Here is a 16,873-nt window from a genome sequence, read left to right on the forward strand (position 1 = left end):
CGCACTGATAACATCCACAATTCACTGCGTCATTCCTGGTCACAGAAAGGTGTGGGGTAGATGCCATTATCCTTTGAAGGCAGTGAGACGCTGTCGGCGCAGCGGGAGCACTTCGCGGACTCGGGCTATCTGGTCCTGCCCGCCCTGCTGCCGGCGGCGCTGCGGGACCGGCTCGTACCGGAAGTGGACCGCTGGGTCGACGAGGGGCTGCGCTCCCGCTCGATAGCCGCCTGCCTCGACCCGGGGCCACACGACGATCCACCGCCCGTCATGGAGCTGGAACTCTCCGCACACGGGGAACTCCTCACCTACGATCCGCTGCTGCGGATCATCGCGGACCTCCTGGGCGCGCCGTTCGTCTTCCACCATCTGCACAGCGACCGGCACAACCCGGGAGCGCCCGGCAAGTCCTGGCACCACGACCACGAACCCAACGACCTGGGCGACCGCGACCTGGTGATGGTGCACGCGCTGCACTACCTCGGCGGGCTCGACGGCACGGTCGGCACCCTGACCGTGGTGCCCGGCTCCCACCGCGACCCCTGGAGCAAGGCCGATCTCGCCCACCTCGGCACCACCGAACTGCCCGACGAGGTGGTCATCGACGACCTGCCGCCCGGTTCGACCGTGCTCATCAACTCGGCGCTGCTGCACGCCCGCAGGCCCGCGCCCAGTCCGCCGGGCACCCTACCCCGTTACTTCGTCGACGCCTCATACTGCCAGACCGGGGCGCGCTGGCGGCCCGTGAAGCCGTACTGGCGACACATGCTGGCCACGGCCCGCGCCCGTGACCTGGACGGCGGCCGCTGGCCGGAGCTGTTCGCGGAACGGCACTTCACCGAGTACGCCCGGTCGGCGTGAGAAGGGACAGCACGGATGCACATCATCGGCCCCACCACCTTCGACGAGGTGCGCGCCCGCTTCCACCGGGACCATCCCGTCGGCCGCGCCCACGAGGTCAACACCAACGAGGACGCGGACAGCGCGCTGCGCCTGGCCGACGCGACCTTCGGCACCTGGTCCACGATCGGGCTGTCCCGCGCCGACGTCCGCTCGGTGCTGCTCCCCTGGCACCTCGGCTGCGGCGGCGGCCGCGAACTCGTGCCGCGCACCGGCCTCACCGTCGGCCAGGCGGCGGACCTGCTGCGCGCGCACGCGGCGGAGTTCACGGCGGCCAACCCCGTCTGCACCGGCAAGATCGCCCTGTTCCGCGGCTCCGCCTTCAGCTCCATCTACCTCACCACCCGGCCGATCCCGCACGACCACTACGCGGACCTGCCCACCGACGACGGCCTGGTCCACCTCGACGGCCTGCACCGCCTGCTCGCCTGGGAGCTGGCCGAACGCCTCTCGCCGAGCGAGGAGTTGACCGCGTACATCGCCGGTGACCTCACCCCGCTCACCGGCGGCGCGGACGCACCGAACGCCACCACCGGAGGTCTGCGCCCATGACGCGAGCGATGCGACCCCCCGCCTCGCTGCCCGACGCCACGCTGCCCGGCCTGCTCGAACTCAACGCCAGGACCCACCCGGACCGGCCCGCCCTCAGTGACGGGACCCGCACCCTCGACCACCGGCAACTCGACACCGCCGCCGGGCACATAGCCGCCCGCCTCATCGGCCTCGGCACCGACCGCGGCGACCGCGTCGCCCTGCTCGGCCCCCGGGACGCCCGCATGTGCGCGCTGCTGTACGGCGTCCTGCGCGCGGGTGCCGCCGCCGTCCTGGTCGACCCGGGGTGGAGCCCGCGCGACGTGCACCGCCGCCTCGACGCGGTCAAGGTGCGCCACGCCCTGACCACCGCGCCGGAACTGCGCGCGCCCGAGCCCTACCGCACCGAGGTCGTCGACGTCGACGACCTCGCCGCGAGCCCGCCCGCCGCACCCGCCGCCGCGCCGCCCTGCGCGCCGGACGACCTGGCGTACCTGTCCTTCACCTCCGGATCCAGCGGGGAGCCGAAGGCCGTCGCGGTCACCCACGCCAACGCGGCCCACTACGCGCTCGCCCTGCGCGACCGGCTCGGCCTCACCGGCACCGCCGCGCCCCGCGTCGCCCACGTCACCACCCTGGCCGCCGACCTCGGGCACACCTCCTGGCTGCTCGCCCTCGCGACCGCGGGGTCGGTGCACGTCGTGCCCGACGCGGCCGCACGGGACCCCGAGGCGTTCTGGGCCGCGATACGCGAGGCCGGGGTCTCGGTCCTCAAGACGACACCGTCCCACCTGACGGCGCTGCTCGCCGGGCGGCCGTCCGACGCGCCCGCCCTGGACACCGTCCTGCTCGGCGGCGAGGCGCTGCCCCGGTCGCTCGCCGCGCGCCTGCTCGACGAGGGGATCGCCGCACGGGTCGCCAACCACTACGGCCCGACCGAGACCACCGTCGGCGCCACCTGCTTCCTCGCCGCCGCCGTGGCCGACCTGCCCGCCGACGAACCCACCGTGCCCATCGGCACCGCCATCGGCGAGGCCGAACTGCGGCTCGTGCCCGACACCCGCGCGCCCGAGACGCCGCAGCCCGACGCGGCGGAGGGCGAGCTGTACATCGGGGGGCGCGGCGTGAGCGCCGGGTACTTCGGACGCCCCTACGAGACGGCACGCCGCTTCATCGCCCACGAGGGCCTGCGCATGTACCGGACGGGCGACGTGTGCCGCCGCAGGCCCGACGGCAACCTCGTCTTCGTCGGCCGCTCGGACCGCCAGGTCAAGGTCCGGGGCTTCCGCGTCGACCCCGCCGAGATCGAGCGGGCCATGGAGGAGTTCCCCGGCGTCGGCCAGGGCGCGGTGATCGTGCGCGCGACCCCGGCGGGCAACCAACTCCTGGCCGCCGTACGCCTCACCGCCGGGCGCGACGAGGCCGACACCCTCGCCGCGCTCCGCTCCCACCTGCACGACCGGCTGCCCGGATACTCCGTGCCGCAGCCGATCCTCGCCCTCGCGGAGTTCCCCTTCGGCGCCAACGGCAAGCTCGACCGCGCCCGCCTCGGCGACACCGTGTCCGGCCTCATCGAGTCCCGGGCCCGGACCGCGCGGCCCGAGCCCACTGCCGCCACCCGGCCCGCCGACCGCTCCGCCGCCTCGCTCGCGCACGCCCTGTGCGAGCTGTGGGCGGACGCGCTCGGCCTGCCCGTGGTCGACCCGCACGCGGACGTGCTCGGCCTCGGCGGCGACTCGATCCTCGCCATGCGCACCATCGCCTTCCTGCGCCGCCGCGGCCACCGCGTCGCGTTCGAGGACTTCTACGCCCACCCGACGCCCACCCGGCTCGCCGCGGTCGCCGCCTCCTCCCGGCGGCGCCCACAAGCGCGCGCCGAGAGCCTGGCCGCCGAGCCGCGCCACCTGGCCCCCGCCCAGCGGTGGCTGTTCCGCCAGCCCGTCGACGAGCCCCGGCACTGGAACCAGTCCGTGCTGCTGCGCTGCCGGGAGCGCGTGGACCCCGGGGCCCTGGCACGGGCCGTCGAGGCCGTGCTGCACCGGCACACGGCGCTGCGCAGGCCGGTCGGCCCCGGCGGCCTCGGCCCGCTGCGCCCCGCGGGCGACCTGGACGCCGTGAGCCACTCACGGCTGCGGCCCGAGGACGCCCTCCCCGAGACGGTGGGCGCGCTCTGTACCGAGCTGCACCGCAGCCTCGACCCGGAGGCCGGGCGCTTACTGAGGGTGCATCTGTTCTCCGGAGGCCAGGGCGTCGACGACCGGCTCGCGCTGATCGCGCACCACCTCGTCGTCGACGGCCTCTCCTGGCGCATCCTGCTCGACGACCTCGCCGCCGCCTACCGGGCCGCCCGGTCCGGACAGCGGGCCGACCTGGCGCCGACGGCCGACTTCTACGCCTGGGCCGCCACCACGCCCCGCACCGCGCCCGCGCACCCGGCGGTCGCCCCCCGGCTCCCGGTGGACGACGCCACGTCGAGCACCGAACCCGCGACCCTCGTGTGGAGCCTCGACGAGGAGGCGACCGGCAGGCTCCTGGAGCGCCACGGCGGCGCCCAGCGCCTGGAGGCGGTCCTGCTCGCGGCGTTCGCCGACGCCACGCTGGCCTGGAGCGGGCAGCGCAGCCTCGGCGTGGAGGTGGAGACCCACGGCCGGGGGACCGACGGCGACGACGGTCAGTACCTGGACACCGTGGGCTGGTTCACCGCCGTCAAGTGGCTGGCCGTCAAGGCCGCGGAGACGGCCGGGGGGACCGCGCGCACGGCGGAGGTCGAGGACCTCGTGCGCGGCGCGCCCCAGCTGCCGATGGACGTCGAAGGAGCCCGCCCCGAGGCCGCGTTCAACTTCCTCGGCACCTTCCGGCTGCCCGACGAGCCGTCCCTGGACTGGACGGTGGCGGACGAGCAGGCCGGGGCGGCCCGCTGCGCCACCGGGGACTCGCTGTACCGGCTGCGGCTCACCGCCCGGATCGTCGAAGGCCGCCTGGTGACCGACCTGGTCTACGCCTGGCCGCGCCTGTCGCACGAGAGCGCGGAGCGGATCGTCGCCTCCTTCTCGGCCGCGGTGGCCGCCGCAGCGGACGCCGCCCCGCCCGCGTACGTGCAGACGGCGGTCTCCACGTCCGGCCAGCTGGTGCACACCGCCGTCGCGCCCGCGCGCGGGCACTGGACGGTGGTGCGCGAGCCGGTGCCCGTGCTCCTCACCGGGGCGACCGGCTATCTCGGCGGGCACGTGCTCACCGAACTGGTCGAGCGCGGCGCCCGCGTGACCTGCCTGGTGCGCGGCGACAACGATGCCGAGGCGGCCCGGCGGCTCGGCGGCGCCGACGCGATCGCCGGTGACATCACCGCGGACGGCCTCGGCCTGACCCCCGCCGGACTCGCCCGCGCCCGCACGGCCCGGGTCGTCGTCCACGCGGCGGCGGACGTCCGCCTGGTCGCCTCGCCCGCCGACCTGGAGCGGACCAACCACACCGCGGTGCGGCGGCTGCTCCACTGGATCGACGCCCACACCCCCGGTGCCCGCTTCCACCACGTCTCCACGCTGGCCGTCTCGGGCGAGGTGGAGGGGCCCGCGCGCCGCTTCAGCGAGGCCGACCTGCGCATCGGGCAGACCTTCCGCACCCCGTACGAGAAGGTGAAGTTCCACGCCGAGGAGACCGTGCGCGCCTGGGCGGCCACCGGCCGGCAGGCCTACGTCCACCGCAGCGGCCACATCGCGGCGCACAGCAGGACGGGGGCCTTCCAGCGCAACGTCGCGGACAACCGCATCTACCAGACCGTGCGCGGCTACGTCCTGGCCGGGGCGGCGCCGCGCAGGCCCTCGACGACGTTCGAGTTCTCCCACGTGGACACGGTGGCGGCGGGCATCGCGGCGCTCGCGGTCCATCCGCACGCGGCGCCCGGCGTCTACCACGAGGAGTCGCCGCACACCGTCGCCCACGACGCGCTCGTGGCGTGGATGGTCCGGCACGGCTATCCGATCCGGCTCACGGACGACGCCACGTTCGCCGCGGCGCTCGCCCGCGCCGAGCAGCACCATCCGACCATGGCCCGGCTCGCCTCGACCTGGTCGCAGCTCGGCGACCGCAACGTCGTCGTGGACAGCGCGTGGACCCAGTCCGTGCTCGACCGGCTCGGCGTGCGGTTCGCCGAGCCGACCGCGCAGTGGTGGTCGGCCGCGCTCTCCTGGGCGGCCGACGTCGGCTTCCTGCCGCACCGCTCACCGGTCCCGGCCGACCCGGGCCGCTGACCCCCCATGCGGCCCACCCGGCCGAGCTCCCCTGGTCCCGCCCGCCGGGCGGGCCACCGAACCCCTAGGAAGTGACGCGATGCCCCAGCTCTCCCCGGTGCTCCAGCAGGCCACGCCCGTGGTCGCCACCCGCGGCGAGGGGATGTACCTGTACGACGCCGACGACCGTCGCTACCTCGACTTCACCGCCGGCGTCGGCGTGACCAACACCGGCCACTGCCACCCCCGGGTGGTCGAGGCCGTGCGCGAGCAGGCGGGCCGGCTCATCCACGGCCAGTACACGACCGTGCTGCACGACCAGCTGCTCACGCTGACCGAGCGCCTGGGCGACGTCCTGCCCGAGGGCCTGGACGCGCTGTTCTACCTGAACTCCGGCAGCGAGGCCGTGGAGGCCGCGCTGCGGCTCGCCCGGCAGGCCACCGGACGGCAGAACGTGATCGTGTTCGACGGCTCCTTCCACGGGCGCACCATGGGCGCGGCGGCGATGAGCACCGCGGGCACCCGGTTCCGCGCCGCGAGCGGCCCGCTGATGCCCGGCGTCGCGGTGGCGCCCTTCCCGCACGCCTTCCGGCTCGGCCTGAGCGAGGAGGCGGCCGTCGCGCAGGCGCTGCGCGGCCTCGACCACGTCCTGGCCACCGTGAGCGCGCCCGAGGAGACCGCCGCGATCTTCGTCGAACCCGTCCTGGGCGAGGGCGGTTACGTGCCCGCGCCCGCGGCCTTCCTCGCGGGCTTGCGGGAGCGCGCGGACCGGCACGGGATCCTGCTGGTCCTCGACGAGATCCAGACCGGCTTCGGCCGCACCGGGCGGTTCTGGGCCCACCAGCACGCCGCCGGGGTCGCCCCGGACGTGCTGATCACCGCCAAGGGCCTGGCCAGCGGCTTCCCGCTGTCGGCCATCGCCGCGTCCGTGGAGCTGATGGGCCGGGCCCGGCCGGGCTCGCAGGGCGGCACCTACGGCGGCAACGCCGTGGCCTGTGCCGCCGCGCTCGCCACCCTCGACGTCATCCGCGACGAGGGCCTGGTCGCCAACGCCGCCGTGCAGGGCCGCCGCCTCGCGGACGGCCTGCGCAAGGTGGCCGCCGAGGTCCCGGCGATCGCCGACGTGCGCGGCACGGGCCTGATGCTGGCCAGCGAGTTCCAGAGCCCCGACGGATCCCCCGACACGGCCCTGGCCCGCGGTGTGCAGCAGGCCGCCGCCGAGCGGGGCCTGCTCCTGCTGACCTGCGGGGTGCACGGCAACGTCGTACGGATGATCCCGGCGCTCGTCGTCACCGCCGAGCAGATCGACGAGGCGCTGACGCTGTGGTCCGACGCCGTCGCCGCGGCCGTGCGGTGACCGCCCGCCACCGCGCCAGCACCCCGCCCGTACGCCTTCGAAAGGACTGATGACGCCATGACCGGAACCACCATCGACGACATCGGCTGGACCAGCGACTACCTGGAGTCGGCGCGCGACGTGTGGTCGCTGTCGGTCTCCGACGACGACCGGCGGCTGCTGTGGCCGGACGCCCTCACCGGGCGCTGGGGCGCGGGCGAGGCCGCGTACGCCACCGTGCGCTCCTTCATCAGCAGCAGCCTGGACGCCGTGGGCTTCGTGAACGTGCGCAACGTCATGTCCCCGGACGCGTCCGACGCCGACCTCATCACCGGTCTCTCCCGCGTCCTCGACGAGATCGGCGGGGCCATTCCGCAGAATTCGCAGGGCGACCTGTGGACCATCCTGCGCGACCGCGACGGCGACGGCGCCACCGAGCTCGGTTTCCACTGCGACACCTGCGACCTGCTCGTGCTGCTCTGTCTGCAGCCCGCGGCGGACGGCGGCGGCACCACCAAGCTGGCCAGCGCCCGGCACGTGTACGACATCATCGAGCGCGAACGCCCCGACGTGCTGGCCCTGTTGCAGCAGGAGTGGCGCTTCGACCGCAGCGGCCGCGCGGGCCAGCAGATCGTCGTCACCCCGATCCTGTTCACCCAGGACGACGGGACGATCGGCTGCTACTACCAGACCCGTACGGTACGGGCGTCCGCGGAGCTCGACGCGCGGCGCCTGGAGGCCCTCGACTACCTGGACGAGGTGCTGTACCGCCCGGAGATCGCCTTCGGCCTCCAGCTCGGCGCGGGCGACCTGCTGATGATCCGCAACAGCCGGGTGCTGCACGGCCGTTCCCCGTACGTGGACGCCCCGGGCCCGCAGGCCCGCCGCATCCTGCGCGCCTGGATGAACGAGCGATGAGCGGACACGGCAGGATCGGTGTCGTCACCGGCGGCGGCAGCGGCCTCGGCCGCGCCGCCGCGCTCGCCCTGCTGGACCAGGGCTGGTCGCTCGCGCTCGCGGGGCGGCGCAAGGAGACCCTGGAGGAGACCGCGGCCCTGTCGGGCGCCGGCGCGGACCGGGTGCTCGCGGTGCCCACCGACATCAGCGACCCGGACCAGGTCGCGGCGCTGTTCCGCGCGGTCGTCGACCACTTCGGCCGCCTCGACCTGCTGTTCAACAACGCGGGCGCGGTGGTGCCCCGCAAGCCGGTCGGGGAGGTGGCCGTCGACGACTGGAACCAGATCATGGCCACCACGGTCACCGGCACCTTCCTCTGCTCCCAGGAGGCGTTCCGCGTGATGCGCGACCAGGTCCCGCAGGGCGGCCGCATCATCAACAACGGCGCGCCGTCCGCCTACGCGCCGCGCCCCCACGCCATCGCCTACACCACGGCCAAGCACGCGGTGCTCGGCATCACCCGGGGCCTGTCCCTGGACGGCCGCCCCTACCGCATCGCCTGCGGACAGATCGACGTGGGCAACGTGACGCCGGTGGACGGGAGCCCGCAGCCGCCCTCCAGGCAGGGCGACGGCACGCTGGCCGTCGAGGCGACCATCCCGGTGGAGCGCTTCACCGAGGCCCTGGTGCTGATGGCGTCGATGCCGCTCGACACCAACGTCCAGTCCCTGACGGTGCTGCCCACGACGATGCCCTACGTCGGCAGGGGGTGACGCGATGCTGGTCAGTGCCCGCTCCCTGGACGAGTACCGGGCGATGTTCGCGCTCACGGACGACGACCTCGGCCTGCGGATCCTCGACTGCCCCGGCGGCGCCGCGAGTTTCGTGGCCGAGGCCGGGGCCCGGGGCACCGACGCGGTCGCCGTCGATCCGCAGTACGGCCAGGGCCGCGACCTCCTCGGCACGCTCGCGCTGCGCGAGATCGAGCACAAGCACGCGGACGTGGCCGACCACGCGGAGCGTTACGTGTGGGACTGGTTCGGCGGCCCCGAGCGCTACACCCGCCTGAGGGCGGCGTCGGCGCGCGCCTTCGGCGCCGACCTGGCGGCCCGCCCGGACCGCTACGTCGCGGGCTCGCTGCCGCACCTGCCCTTCGAGGACCGCTCCTTCGACCTCGTGCTCAGCTCGCACCTGCTGTTCTCCTACGGGGCGCAGCTGAGCGAGGAGTTCCATCTGAGCGCGCTGATCGAGCTGGTGCGGGTGGCGCGCCGCGAGGTGCGGCTCTTCCCGGTGGTCCTGCACACCAGCGACCGCCGGTACGAGGCCCTGGAACGGCTGCGCGCCGCCCTGGACGCCCTGGGCGTGCCGTCCCGCCTCGACCGGGTCGACTACGCGTTCCAGCCGGGCGGCGACGAGGCGTTGATCCTCGACGCCAGGTCCCCCGGCCCGCTGCCCGCAGGCAGGCCCGGAGCGGACGACCACGACCCGGTGCGCTGGCGGCACTTGGGGACGGAGGGCCCCGTCGTGCTGGAGGCGGGCCGGACGTGAGCGGCCCGGCGGTCGCGCCCGCGCGTTGACGGGGCCGGTGGCGATGTGCCGCCACCGGCCCCGTCAAGGGGAAGGCACCACAGGGGCTCTCGTGCGCACGCCCTGGAGGGGAGGGCGTGCTCAGTCGATGCGGACCGGGTTCTTCGTGCCGGGCCCGAAGCCGCACATCGAGGGTGCCATCACGTGCTGCGGGCTGGTCCAGCCCGCGCACTGGTAGCCGGAGTGGTTGTACCAGTCGTGGCCGAACTCGTGCGCGGCCAGCAACGTCTGGTCCCGTACGCCGCCCATGTAGAGGGCGATGCGCTGCCCGCGGCCCCAGTTGCAGCCGACGATCCTGCCGCCTCCTCCGCAGTCGGTGATGTAGCTGTTGCGGCACTCCACCGGGGTGTCGCGGTTCGTGGTCTCGTCCAGGTTCGCCCACGCGGCCGCGCCCTGCCGGATGGTCGCGGCGTACTGCTGGCAGGAGGGCGTGAGGCGGTAGCTGCGGTCGGAGGGGACCGGCCAGCCGCCCGGCGGGGGCTGCAGGGTCCCCTGGCCCGCCGCCGCGAGCGCCGTGAGCTCGTCGGCGGTGATGCCGTGGCCCTTCGCCGGGGTGTCCGTCGCCGCGGCGGGCCGCCCTTGGGGGGAGGGCGCGGCCTGGGCCCCGGAGCCCAGCAGGGCGATGGCCACCGTGACCACGACCGCGACGACGGATCTCAGGAGCAGGTTCCTTCGCATGGTTCTCCTCCTGCTGTGGGGGGGGGGCGTGCGTTGTGGGGGGAGTTCCGTGGGGGGAGGCGTTCTGTGTGGGGGGTGGGTGTGGGGGGTGGCGCTGAGGGGGCGGGGGTGCCGTGCCGGTGCGGGGGAGCGCCGACGGGGGCTCGCCCGCCGGTACGCCGTTTGGTCTGGGCCAACGGCGTTGTGTAGTCCCAGAGTTGGCGGAAGCGCTGGTGAGAACAATCCGGGTATCGGTAGGTAGGGGTACGCAGAAAACCGGGGCGCGTCGCGTGGTCCAGACCTATTGACCAGATTGGTACATGCCAATAACCTCCGAGCGAGCCACTGCGGTGCCGCGGCCAACGGGCTCGTGAGCGACGGGCGGCAGTGTCCGGACGCGCCGTCCGCACCACCCATCCGGAACCGACACTCGAGGGAGACCCCTTGAGATCCCCCACGCGCAGACGCCTTCCCCGACGGCTCGCCACGGCGCTCGTCAGCCTGGTCGTCCCGTTCGCCGCCCTGGCCGCTCCGGCGCGGGCGGCCGACGCCCCCGCGGCGGACGCGGGGCACGCGCCCTTCGTCCAGGCCGCGCCCTACCTCTACCTGGGCTGGGGCAACCCGCCCAGCGCCACCGACGTGATGCGAGCCACCGGCATCAAGTGGTACACCATGGCCTTCATCCTCGCCCGGGGCGGCTGCAACCCCGCCTGGGACAGCCAGCGCCCCCTCACCGGCGGCGTGGACGAGACCACCATCAAGTCGATCCGCGCGGCCGGAGGGGACATCGTCCCCTCCATCGGCGGCTGGAGCGGCAACAAGCTCGGCCCCAACTGCTCCACCCCGCAGGCCCTGGCCGGCGCGTACCAGAAGGTCATCGACGCCTACCGGCTCAAGGCGGTCGACGTCGACATCGAGAACACCGACGAATTCGAGAGCCCGGCGGTCCAGGACCGGATCCTCGGCGCCCTGAAGATCGTCAAGCAGAACAACCCGGGCCTCAGGACGATCCTCACCTTCCCGACGCTCAACACCGGGCCCAACTCCTGGGGCAACCGCCTCATCGAGCGGTCCAAGGCCCTGCAGGCGGACATCGACAACTTCACGATCATGCCGTTCAACTTCGGCGGCCACGCCGACATGTACGGCAACACCGTCAAGGCCACCGAGGGCCTCAAGACCAAGCTCAAGGCCGTGTACGGCTGGTCCGACGCGGAGGCCTACGCCCACATCGGCATCTCGGGCATGAACGGCAACAGCGACGCGGGCGAGGTCACCACGCCCCAGATCTGGACCCAGATCCGCGACTGGTCCAACGCCCACCACATCGGCCGGCTCGCCTTCTGGGCGGTCAACCGCGACCGGCCCTCGTGGCAGTTCACCTCCATCACCGCGGGCTTCACCGGCTGACCACCGGCCCTGCCCCGAGGACGCGTCGGCTCTCCCGGACCGCTCGGGGAGGGCCGACGCACTCCTCAGGGCGCGAGCGCGCGCCCCTGTCGGTGGACCTCGGCCCGTGAGCCGACGCGCAGTTTCCGCAGCACCTTCGCGACGTGCTGCTCGACGGTGCGCGGGGAGAGGAACAGCACGTCGGCGATCTCCCGATTGGTGTGCCCGAGCGCGACGAGCCGGGCTACCTCCCGCTCCCGGGGAGAGAGCTCGTCGCCGTAGCCCCGACGGCCGCGCCGGGACGGCAGCGGCACGTTGTGGCCGCGCAGCACCCGGCGGCAGCGGGCCGCGTCGCGGGTGGCGCCGAGTCCGGTGAACCGCTCGGCCATCGCCGCCAGTTGCTCCGCGGCCTCCCTGTCACCCGCGGCCAGACGGCAGCGCGCCGCCGCCTCGCCCGCACGGGCCGCCGCGTAGGGCAGCGGCAGGACGGCGTACGCGGTCCGCGCCCTGTCGAAGGCCGCCGCGGCCTCCTCCGGGCGGCCGCGGCCGAGGGCCAGGGAGCCGCGACAGGCCAGGAGAGCGGCGGCGGCCAGCGGCGCGTCCCGGCCCGCGATGCCGTCGGCCAGCTCGGCGGTGACCCGCTCCGCGTCCGCCTGCCGGCCGCCGCGCACCAGCGCCGCCACCGCCATCGGCGCCAGGTCGCCCGCCCAGGACCAGATGCCCTTGCGGCGGATCCTGGCGATGCCGCGCTCGGCCTCGATGCGCGCCTCCGCGCCGTCGCCGCGGGCCTGGAGCAGCCGGGTCATCGCGCCGGACGCGGTGGCGAGGACCGGCCCCGGGGCGTTGTGCGGGGCGGCGAGCCCGGCGGCCCCGAGCTCCGCCGCGGCCTCGTCCCACTCGCCGCGCGCGGAGGCCAGGAGGCCGAGGACGAGGTGGGCGTCGGCCGCGATGCCCGAGACGCCCGGCATCATGTCCAGGACGTGCCGGGCCCGTTCGGCGAGGCCCTGCCAGCGGCCCTCGTACCAGTCCAGGCGCAGCGCGGTGCCCTCCACGATGCCCGACAGGAACGCGGCACCGCACTCGGCGGCCAGGCGCCGCCCCAGCCTGCGGAAGCGGTGGGCCGCGCGGAAGTGGCCCAGACAGGTCGCGGCGTCCGCGAAGTTGCCGCAGGCGCGGGCGACCTGGCGGCGGTCGCCCCCGGGCCCGGCCGCGTCGATGAGGCGCTCCGCGTGCTCCCAGACCGCCGGGTCGCCCACGTACATGGCGAGCGCGAGCCGGTTGGCCCGCACGGCGGTGGACGCCGAAGGGCCCGGCTCCCGGGCCGCGAGGTGTTCGGCCTGCTCGATCCAGCGCTCGTAGACCTGGTACGGGTGGTCGCCCCAGGCGGGCATGGCCAGGGCGGCCATGCCGCGCGCCGCGAGGGCGGGGCGGCGGCGCAGCTCCCTGATCGCCCACTCCGTGTTGATCCGGCCCTCCTCGTGCCGCCCCGCCTGGTTGTAGAGCAACAGGCCCAGATGGAGCCGGATCTCGCCGCGCAGGCCCTCGGGCAGGTGCTGGTCGCGCACGATGCGGCACAGCAGCGCCGTCGCCCTGCGGTGGGTGAGCCCGACCACCGCGTCCCGGCTGAGGTCCACGGCGACGCGGGCGCACGCCATCCGGCCCAGGCGGCCGTCGGAGAGCAGCTCCTCCAGGAGCTCCACGGCCAGGGCCAGGTCGCCCATCTCGCGCGCCGAGGCCGCCGCGGCCTCGCCGTAGTGCTGCCAGTGCGCGAACTCCCCGGCCCTGCGGGCGTGGTACGCGAGCTGGACCAGGGGCTGCGGGTCCTGTGCCGCCAGGGCGCGCACCGCCTGCCGGTGCAGCCGGTGCCGGTCGGGCCCCGGCAGGCTCGCGTAGACGGCCTGCTGGGCGAGGGCGTGCCGCAGTCCGTACTGGTCGTCGCCCCACTCGTACAGCACACCGGCGAGCAGCGCCTCCCGTACGCCCGCCGCGTCCTCGGCCGTGGCGGGCAGCCCGGCCGTGCCGCGCACGACGTTCGCGATCAGCTCCTCGCCCGCGGGGACGCGCAGCACGCAGGCGGCGTGCACGGCGGCGCTCGCCCCGGGGGAGAGCGCGCTCATCCGGTCGGCGATGGCCTCCTGGAGCGGCGTGGGCACCGTCAGCCCGTCCAGCGCCTCGCGCCCCGCGCGCGGCGCGTGCCGCACGGTCTCCGGCAGGGCGCGCACGACCTCCTCCACCACGAACGGGATGCCCGCGGTCCGCCGGTGCAGTTCGGCGGCCAGGGCCGCGGAGGCGTCCTCGGTGCCGGTGAGGGCCGCGCACATGGTGCGCACGGCGGCCACGTCCAGGGGCCGCAGCGGGACGACGACCGCCGTGGTGCCCGGCGGGTGGTGATAGGCGCGCCCCAACGGCAGCCGCGCGCCCGGCAGTTCCTCGCGGCGGTAGCTGAGGACCACCGACAGGGCGGCCGGCGGGTCGTCCACCAGGAACCGCAGCAGGTCCCGGGTGCCGTCGTCGGCCCAGTGCAGGTCCTCCACGACCAGGACGGCCGGGCCGAGCGCGGCCAGCAGCGCCCGCACGGCCCGGAAGAGCCGGTGCCGGTGGGCGCGCGGCTCGGGCAGCGGCTCGGGGGCGGGCGGCAGCCGCCCGGCGAGTTCCGGCAGGTACGGGCGCAGCGCGCCGCAGACCGGGTCGAGCGCGGCGGGCAGCCCGCCCTCGGCCAGCGGGCGCAGCAGGTCGAAGACCGGCCCGTAGGGGAAGGGCTCGCGCAGCGGGCGGCAACTGCCCGTCAGGACGCGGCGCCCGCGCCCGCCCCGGTGGCGCAGGGCCTCGCGGATCAGCCGGGTCTTGCCGATCCCGGCCTCGCCCTCGACCAGGGCCACCGACGGCGGGCGCGCCACCGCATCCGCCAGCGCGCGCAACTCCGCCGCCCGGCCGACCAGGACGGGCGCTTCCGGGGTGCGCAGGAGGGAGGCGGTCATGGGTGGCTCCGGCCTGTGGGGACCGTGGCGCACACGAGGGCGACGGGCGCGACACCACGGTGACAGCGTGAAGTTATGCCGGGAGGCGTGCGCCTAGCAAGAGCGCGCTCACCACCGCGCGACCCCTGGGGCTCCCGCGGGCCCCTGGGGCGGACGGCGCGGTCGGCACGAGCGCCGAGGCCGAGGGCGCGACCGCGTCAGCCGAGCTTCTCGCCGTACACGTGGCTGACCGGCATCGTCATCAGGACCCTGCGGTCGGCGACCATCACCGCGCGGTACTCGTCCCAGTCCGGGTGCTCGCCCGCCGCCGCGCGGTAGTAGCGGACCAGGGCCTCGACCTCGGGTCCGTAGGGGTCGGTGCCGGGCCCGGTGAGGGTCACGGTGCCCTCGGCGGTGGCCCACGACCGGCCGTCGGGGCTGGTGACCTCCAGTGCGGCGCGCGGATCCCGGCGCAGGTTGGCCGTCTTGGCCCGCCCCTCGGTCATCGACACGTGGACGACGTCGGCCTCCTGGTCGTAGTAGGGCATGACGGGGGAGAGCTGGGGGCGGCCGTCCGACTTGATCGTGGCGAGGACGCCGAGCCGGCTCTCCGCGAGCAGCGCGCGCGGGGCGAAGGGGGTGTCAGTCATGTCTGAAGCCAAGGCGCGAGAGGGGGTTCTCTATTCCTGCCGGGAGTGATGGCCTTGCGGAACGCCGGGCGCGTGACGCGGTGTGCTTCCGTGCGCTCCCCGCCCGGTCTTGATCGCCCCGGTCGCACGGGATGAAGTGTCAGCGCAGCCGCCCCGAGAGGAACGGACCCCGCCATGGCCGAGAGCAAGCGCAGCCCGTCGTCCGACAGCAGCTGGGGCCGGGCCGTCGTGGTCGGCGGCGGGCACGCCGGTCTGGTCACCGCGCGGGTCCTGGCCGACCACTTCGACGAGGTGCTCGTCCTGGAGCGCGACGCGCTGCGGCCGGACAGCGGGGTGCACCCGGGCGTCCCGCAGGGCTACCACGCGCACGCGCTCCTCGCCAAGGGCGGCGACGTCCTGGAGGAGCTCTTCCCCGGCCTGCGGGCGGAACTCGCCGACCTGGGCGCGCCCGTCTTCGACTACGGCGAGCGGATCAGCTTCCTGCTGCCGACCGGCTACGCGCCGCCCGACCCGGTCGGCGTGTCCATCCAGACCTTCACCCGTGACGAGCTGGAGCGGCGGCTGCGGCAGCGCGTGGCGGAGCTGCCCGCCGTGCGGCTGCTCGCCGCGACGTCCTGCGAGACGGTGACGGGCAGCGCCCCGGACCGGCTCGACCGGGTCCGCTACCGAGCCCGCGGCGCCGACGCGCCCACCGAGGTCGCCGCCGACCTGGTCGTGGACGCCTCCGGCCGCTCCACGTCGGTCGACCGCTGGCTCACCGAGGCGGGCCTCCCGGTGTCCGGCAGGACCGTCGTCAAGGCGAAGATCACCTACACGTCCGCGTGCTACGCCCGCCCGCCGGGGGACGAGCAGGACTTCGACGTCGCGTACCAGATGGCCTTCGCGCCCGACGTGCCGCGCGGCGGCGTGGTGCTCGCCGTGGAGCGCCACCGCTGGATGTGCTCGCTGTTCGGCGTCGACCGGCACGTGCCGCCCACCGGTGACGAGGACTATCTCGACTTCGCCCGCTCCCTGGGCAACCCGCGCCTGGCCGAGCAGATCAAGCGCGGCACCAGGGAGGGCGAGATCCACCGCTACACCAACCCCGGCAACGAGTGGCGCCTGCACCACAAGAACCCCCGCTGGCCCGAGCGCCTCATCGCCGTCGGGGACGCGGTCTGTGTGTTCAACCCGGTGTACGGCCAGGGCCTCACGGTCGCCGCGCTCGAAGCGGAACTCCTCGGCCGTCTGCTGCGCCACCGCCGCACGCACGCGTCCGGGCTCGACGGGCTCAGCCGCGCCTACCAGCGCGCCGCGGCCCGGGTCATCCAGGTCCCCTGGACCATGGCCAGCAGCTCCGACCTCATGTGGGCCCCCGGCAAGCAGCCGCTGGCCGCGCGCTTCGCCCACTGGTACAACCAGCACGTCTTCGCCCTCGCCGTCCACGACCCGGGTGTGTGGGCCCGGTTCGTCCGCGTGCTGAACATGACGGCGCCGCCCTCCCTGCTGTTCCACCCCGCGGTCCTGGCCAAGGTGGCACGCCACGCGCTCACACGGCGGGGGCGGGGCCGCGCGGGCTAGGGCCTGTCCGACGGGTCGGCGCGGCGGGGCGCGCCTCGCCCTCCTCGGACGCCGGGCCCTGGGCCCTGCGCAGCGCCCGGTTACCAGGCTGCCTCCCCGTCCGCCGGGCTTTCGCGCGATCCCTCCCGGCCGGTCGGCGGCGCGCGTCAGAATGTCCGTACGGCAAGGAGGACAACGGTCGGG

General features: G+C 75.0%; 11 protein-coding genes and 1 pseudogene. 9 read left to right on the forward strand and 3 right to left on the reverse strand.

Annotation, left to right across the window (positions count from 1 at the left end):
- Positions 1-60 precede the first annotated feature (60 nt).
- From MQV74_RS35535 to MQV74_RS35565, 7 genes are all read left to right on the forward strand, one after another.
- A complete protein-coding gene (locus tag MQV74_RS35535) occupies positions 61-861 on the forward strand; it encodes a phytanoyl-CoA dioxygenase family protein (protein ID WP_242727252.1) in 801 nt (266 codons plus the stop codon).
- A 15-nt stretch (positions 862-876) separates the two neighbouring features.
- Complete coding sequence (locus MQV74_RS35540; RefSeq protein ID WP_242727255.1) at positions 877-1,452, forward strand: DUF6309 family protein; 576 nt, start codon at positions 877-879, stop codon at positions 1,450-1,452.
- Positions 1,453-1,460: 8 nt separating this feature from the next.
- Complete coding sequence (locus MQV74_RS35545; RefSeq protein ID WP_242727257.1) at positions 1,461-5,678, forward strand: amino acid adenylation domain-containing protein; 4,218 nt, start codon at positions 1,461-1,463, stop codon at positions 5,676-5,678.
- A 79-nt stretch (positions 5,679-5,757) separates the two neighbouring features.
- Positions 5,758-7,014, forward strand: coding sequence for an aspartate aminotransferase family protein (locus tag MQV74_RS35550; RefSeq protein ID WP_242727259.1), 1,257 nt, complete (start codon positions 5,758-5,760; stop codon positions 7,012-7,014).
- Between the two features lie 57 nt (positions 7,015-7,071).
- Positions 7,072-7,911 (forward strand): TauD/TfdA family dioxygenase, encoded by an 840-nt coding sequence (locus MQV74_RS35555; protein ID WP_242727261.1) that lies wholly within the window; start codon positions 7,072-7,074, stop codon positions 7,909-7,911.
- Positions 7,908-8,663, forward strand: coding sequence for an SDR family oxidoreductase (locus MQV74_RS35560; protein ID WP_242727263.1), 756 nt, complete (start codon positions 7,908-7,910; stop codon positions 8,661-8,663). Before MQV74_RS35555 ends, MQV74_RS35560 begins: the two co-directional genes overlap by 4 nt.
- Before the next feature lie 4 nt (positions 8,664-8,667).
- Entirely contained in the window at positions 8,668-9,438 is a 771-nt protein-coding gene (locus MQV74_RS35565; protein ID WP_242727265.1) for a methyltransferase domain-containing protein, read from the forward strand.
- Between the two features lie 120 nt (positions 9,439-9,558).
- On the opposite strand, the gene MQV74_RS35570 is transcribed toward MQV74_RS35565, so the two are convergent.
- Positions 9,559-10,155, reverse strand: a complete 597-nt coding sequence (locus tag MQV74_RS35570) for a hypothetical protein (protein WP_242727267.1) — start codon at positions 10,153-10,155, stop codon at positions 9,559-9,561.
- 555 nt (positions 10,156-10,710) lie between these two features.
- Between MQV74_RS35570 and MQV74_RS35575 the strand changes: the two are divergent.
- A pseudogene (locus MQV74_RS35575) lies at positions 10,711-11,544 on the forward strand (chitinase); the annotation flags it as partial.
- 65 nt (positions 11,545-11,609) lie between these two features.
- On the opposite strand, the gene MQV74_RS35580 reads toward MQV74_RS35575, so the two are convergent.
- Together MQV74_RS35580 and MQV74_RS35585 are read right to left on the reverse strand one after the other, a co-directional pair.
- Positions 11,610-14,501, reverse strand: a complete 2,892-nt coding sequence (locus MQV74_RS35580) for an ATP-binding protein (RefSeq protein ID WP_242727269.1) — start codon at positions 14,499-14,501, stop codon at positions 11,610-11,612.
- Between the two features lie 197 nt (positions 14,502-14,698).
- Positions 14,699-15,130, reverse strand: coding sequence for a PPOX class F420-dependent oxidoreductase (locus MQV74_RS35585; protein WP_138963528.1), 432 nt, complete (start codon positions 15,128-15,130; stop codon positions 14,699-14,701).
- 174 nt (positions 15,131-15,304) lie between these two features.
- Between MQV74_RS35585 and MQV74_RS35590 the strand changes: the two genes are divergently transcribed.
- Positions 15,305-16,690: an FAD-dependent oxidoreductase gene (locus MQV74_RS35590; protein ID WP_242727271.1), complete on the forward strand. Its 1,386-nt coding sequence runs from the start codon at positions 15,305-15,307 to the stop codon at positions 16,688-16,690.
- The last annotated feature ends 183 nt before the right edge of the window (positions 16,691-16,873 follow it).

Origin of the sequence: Streptomyces sp. AN091965 (assembly GCF_022698285.1) — a bacterium.
Classification (GTDB): Bacteria; Actinomycetota; Actinomycetes; order Streptomycetales; family Streptomycetaceae; genus Streptomyces.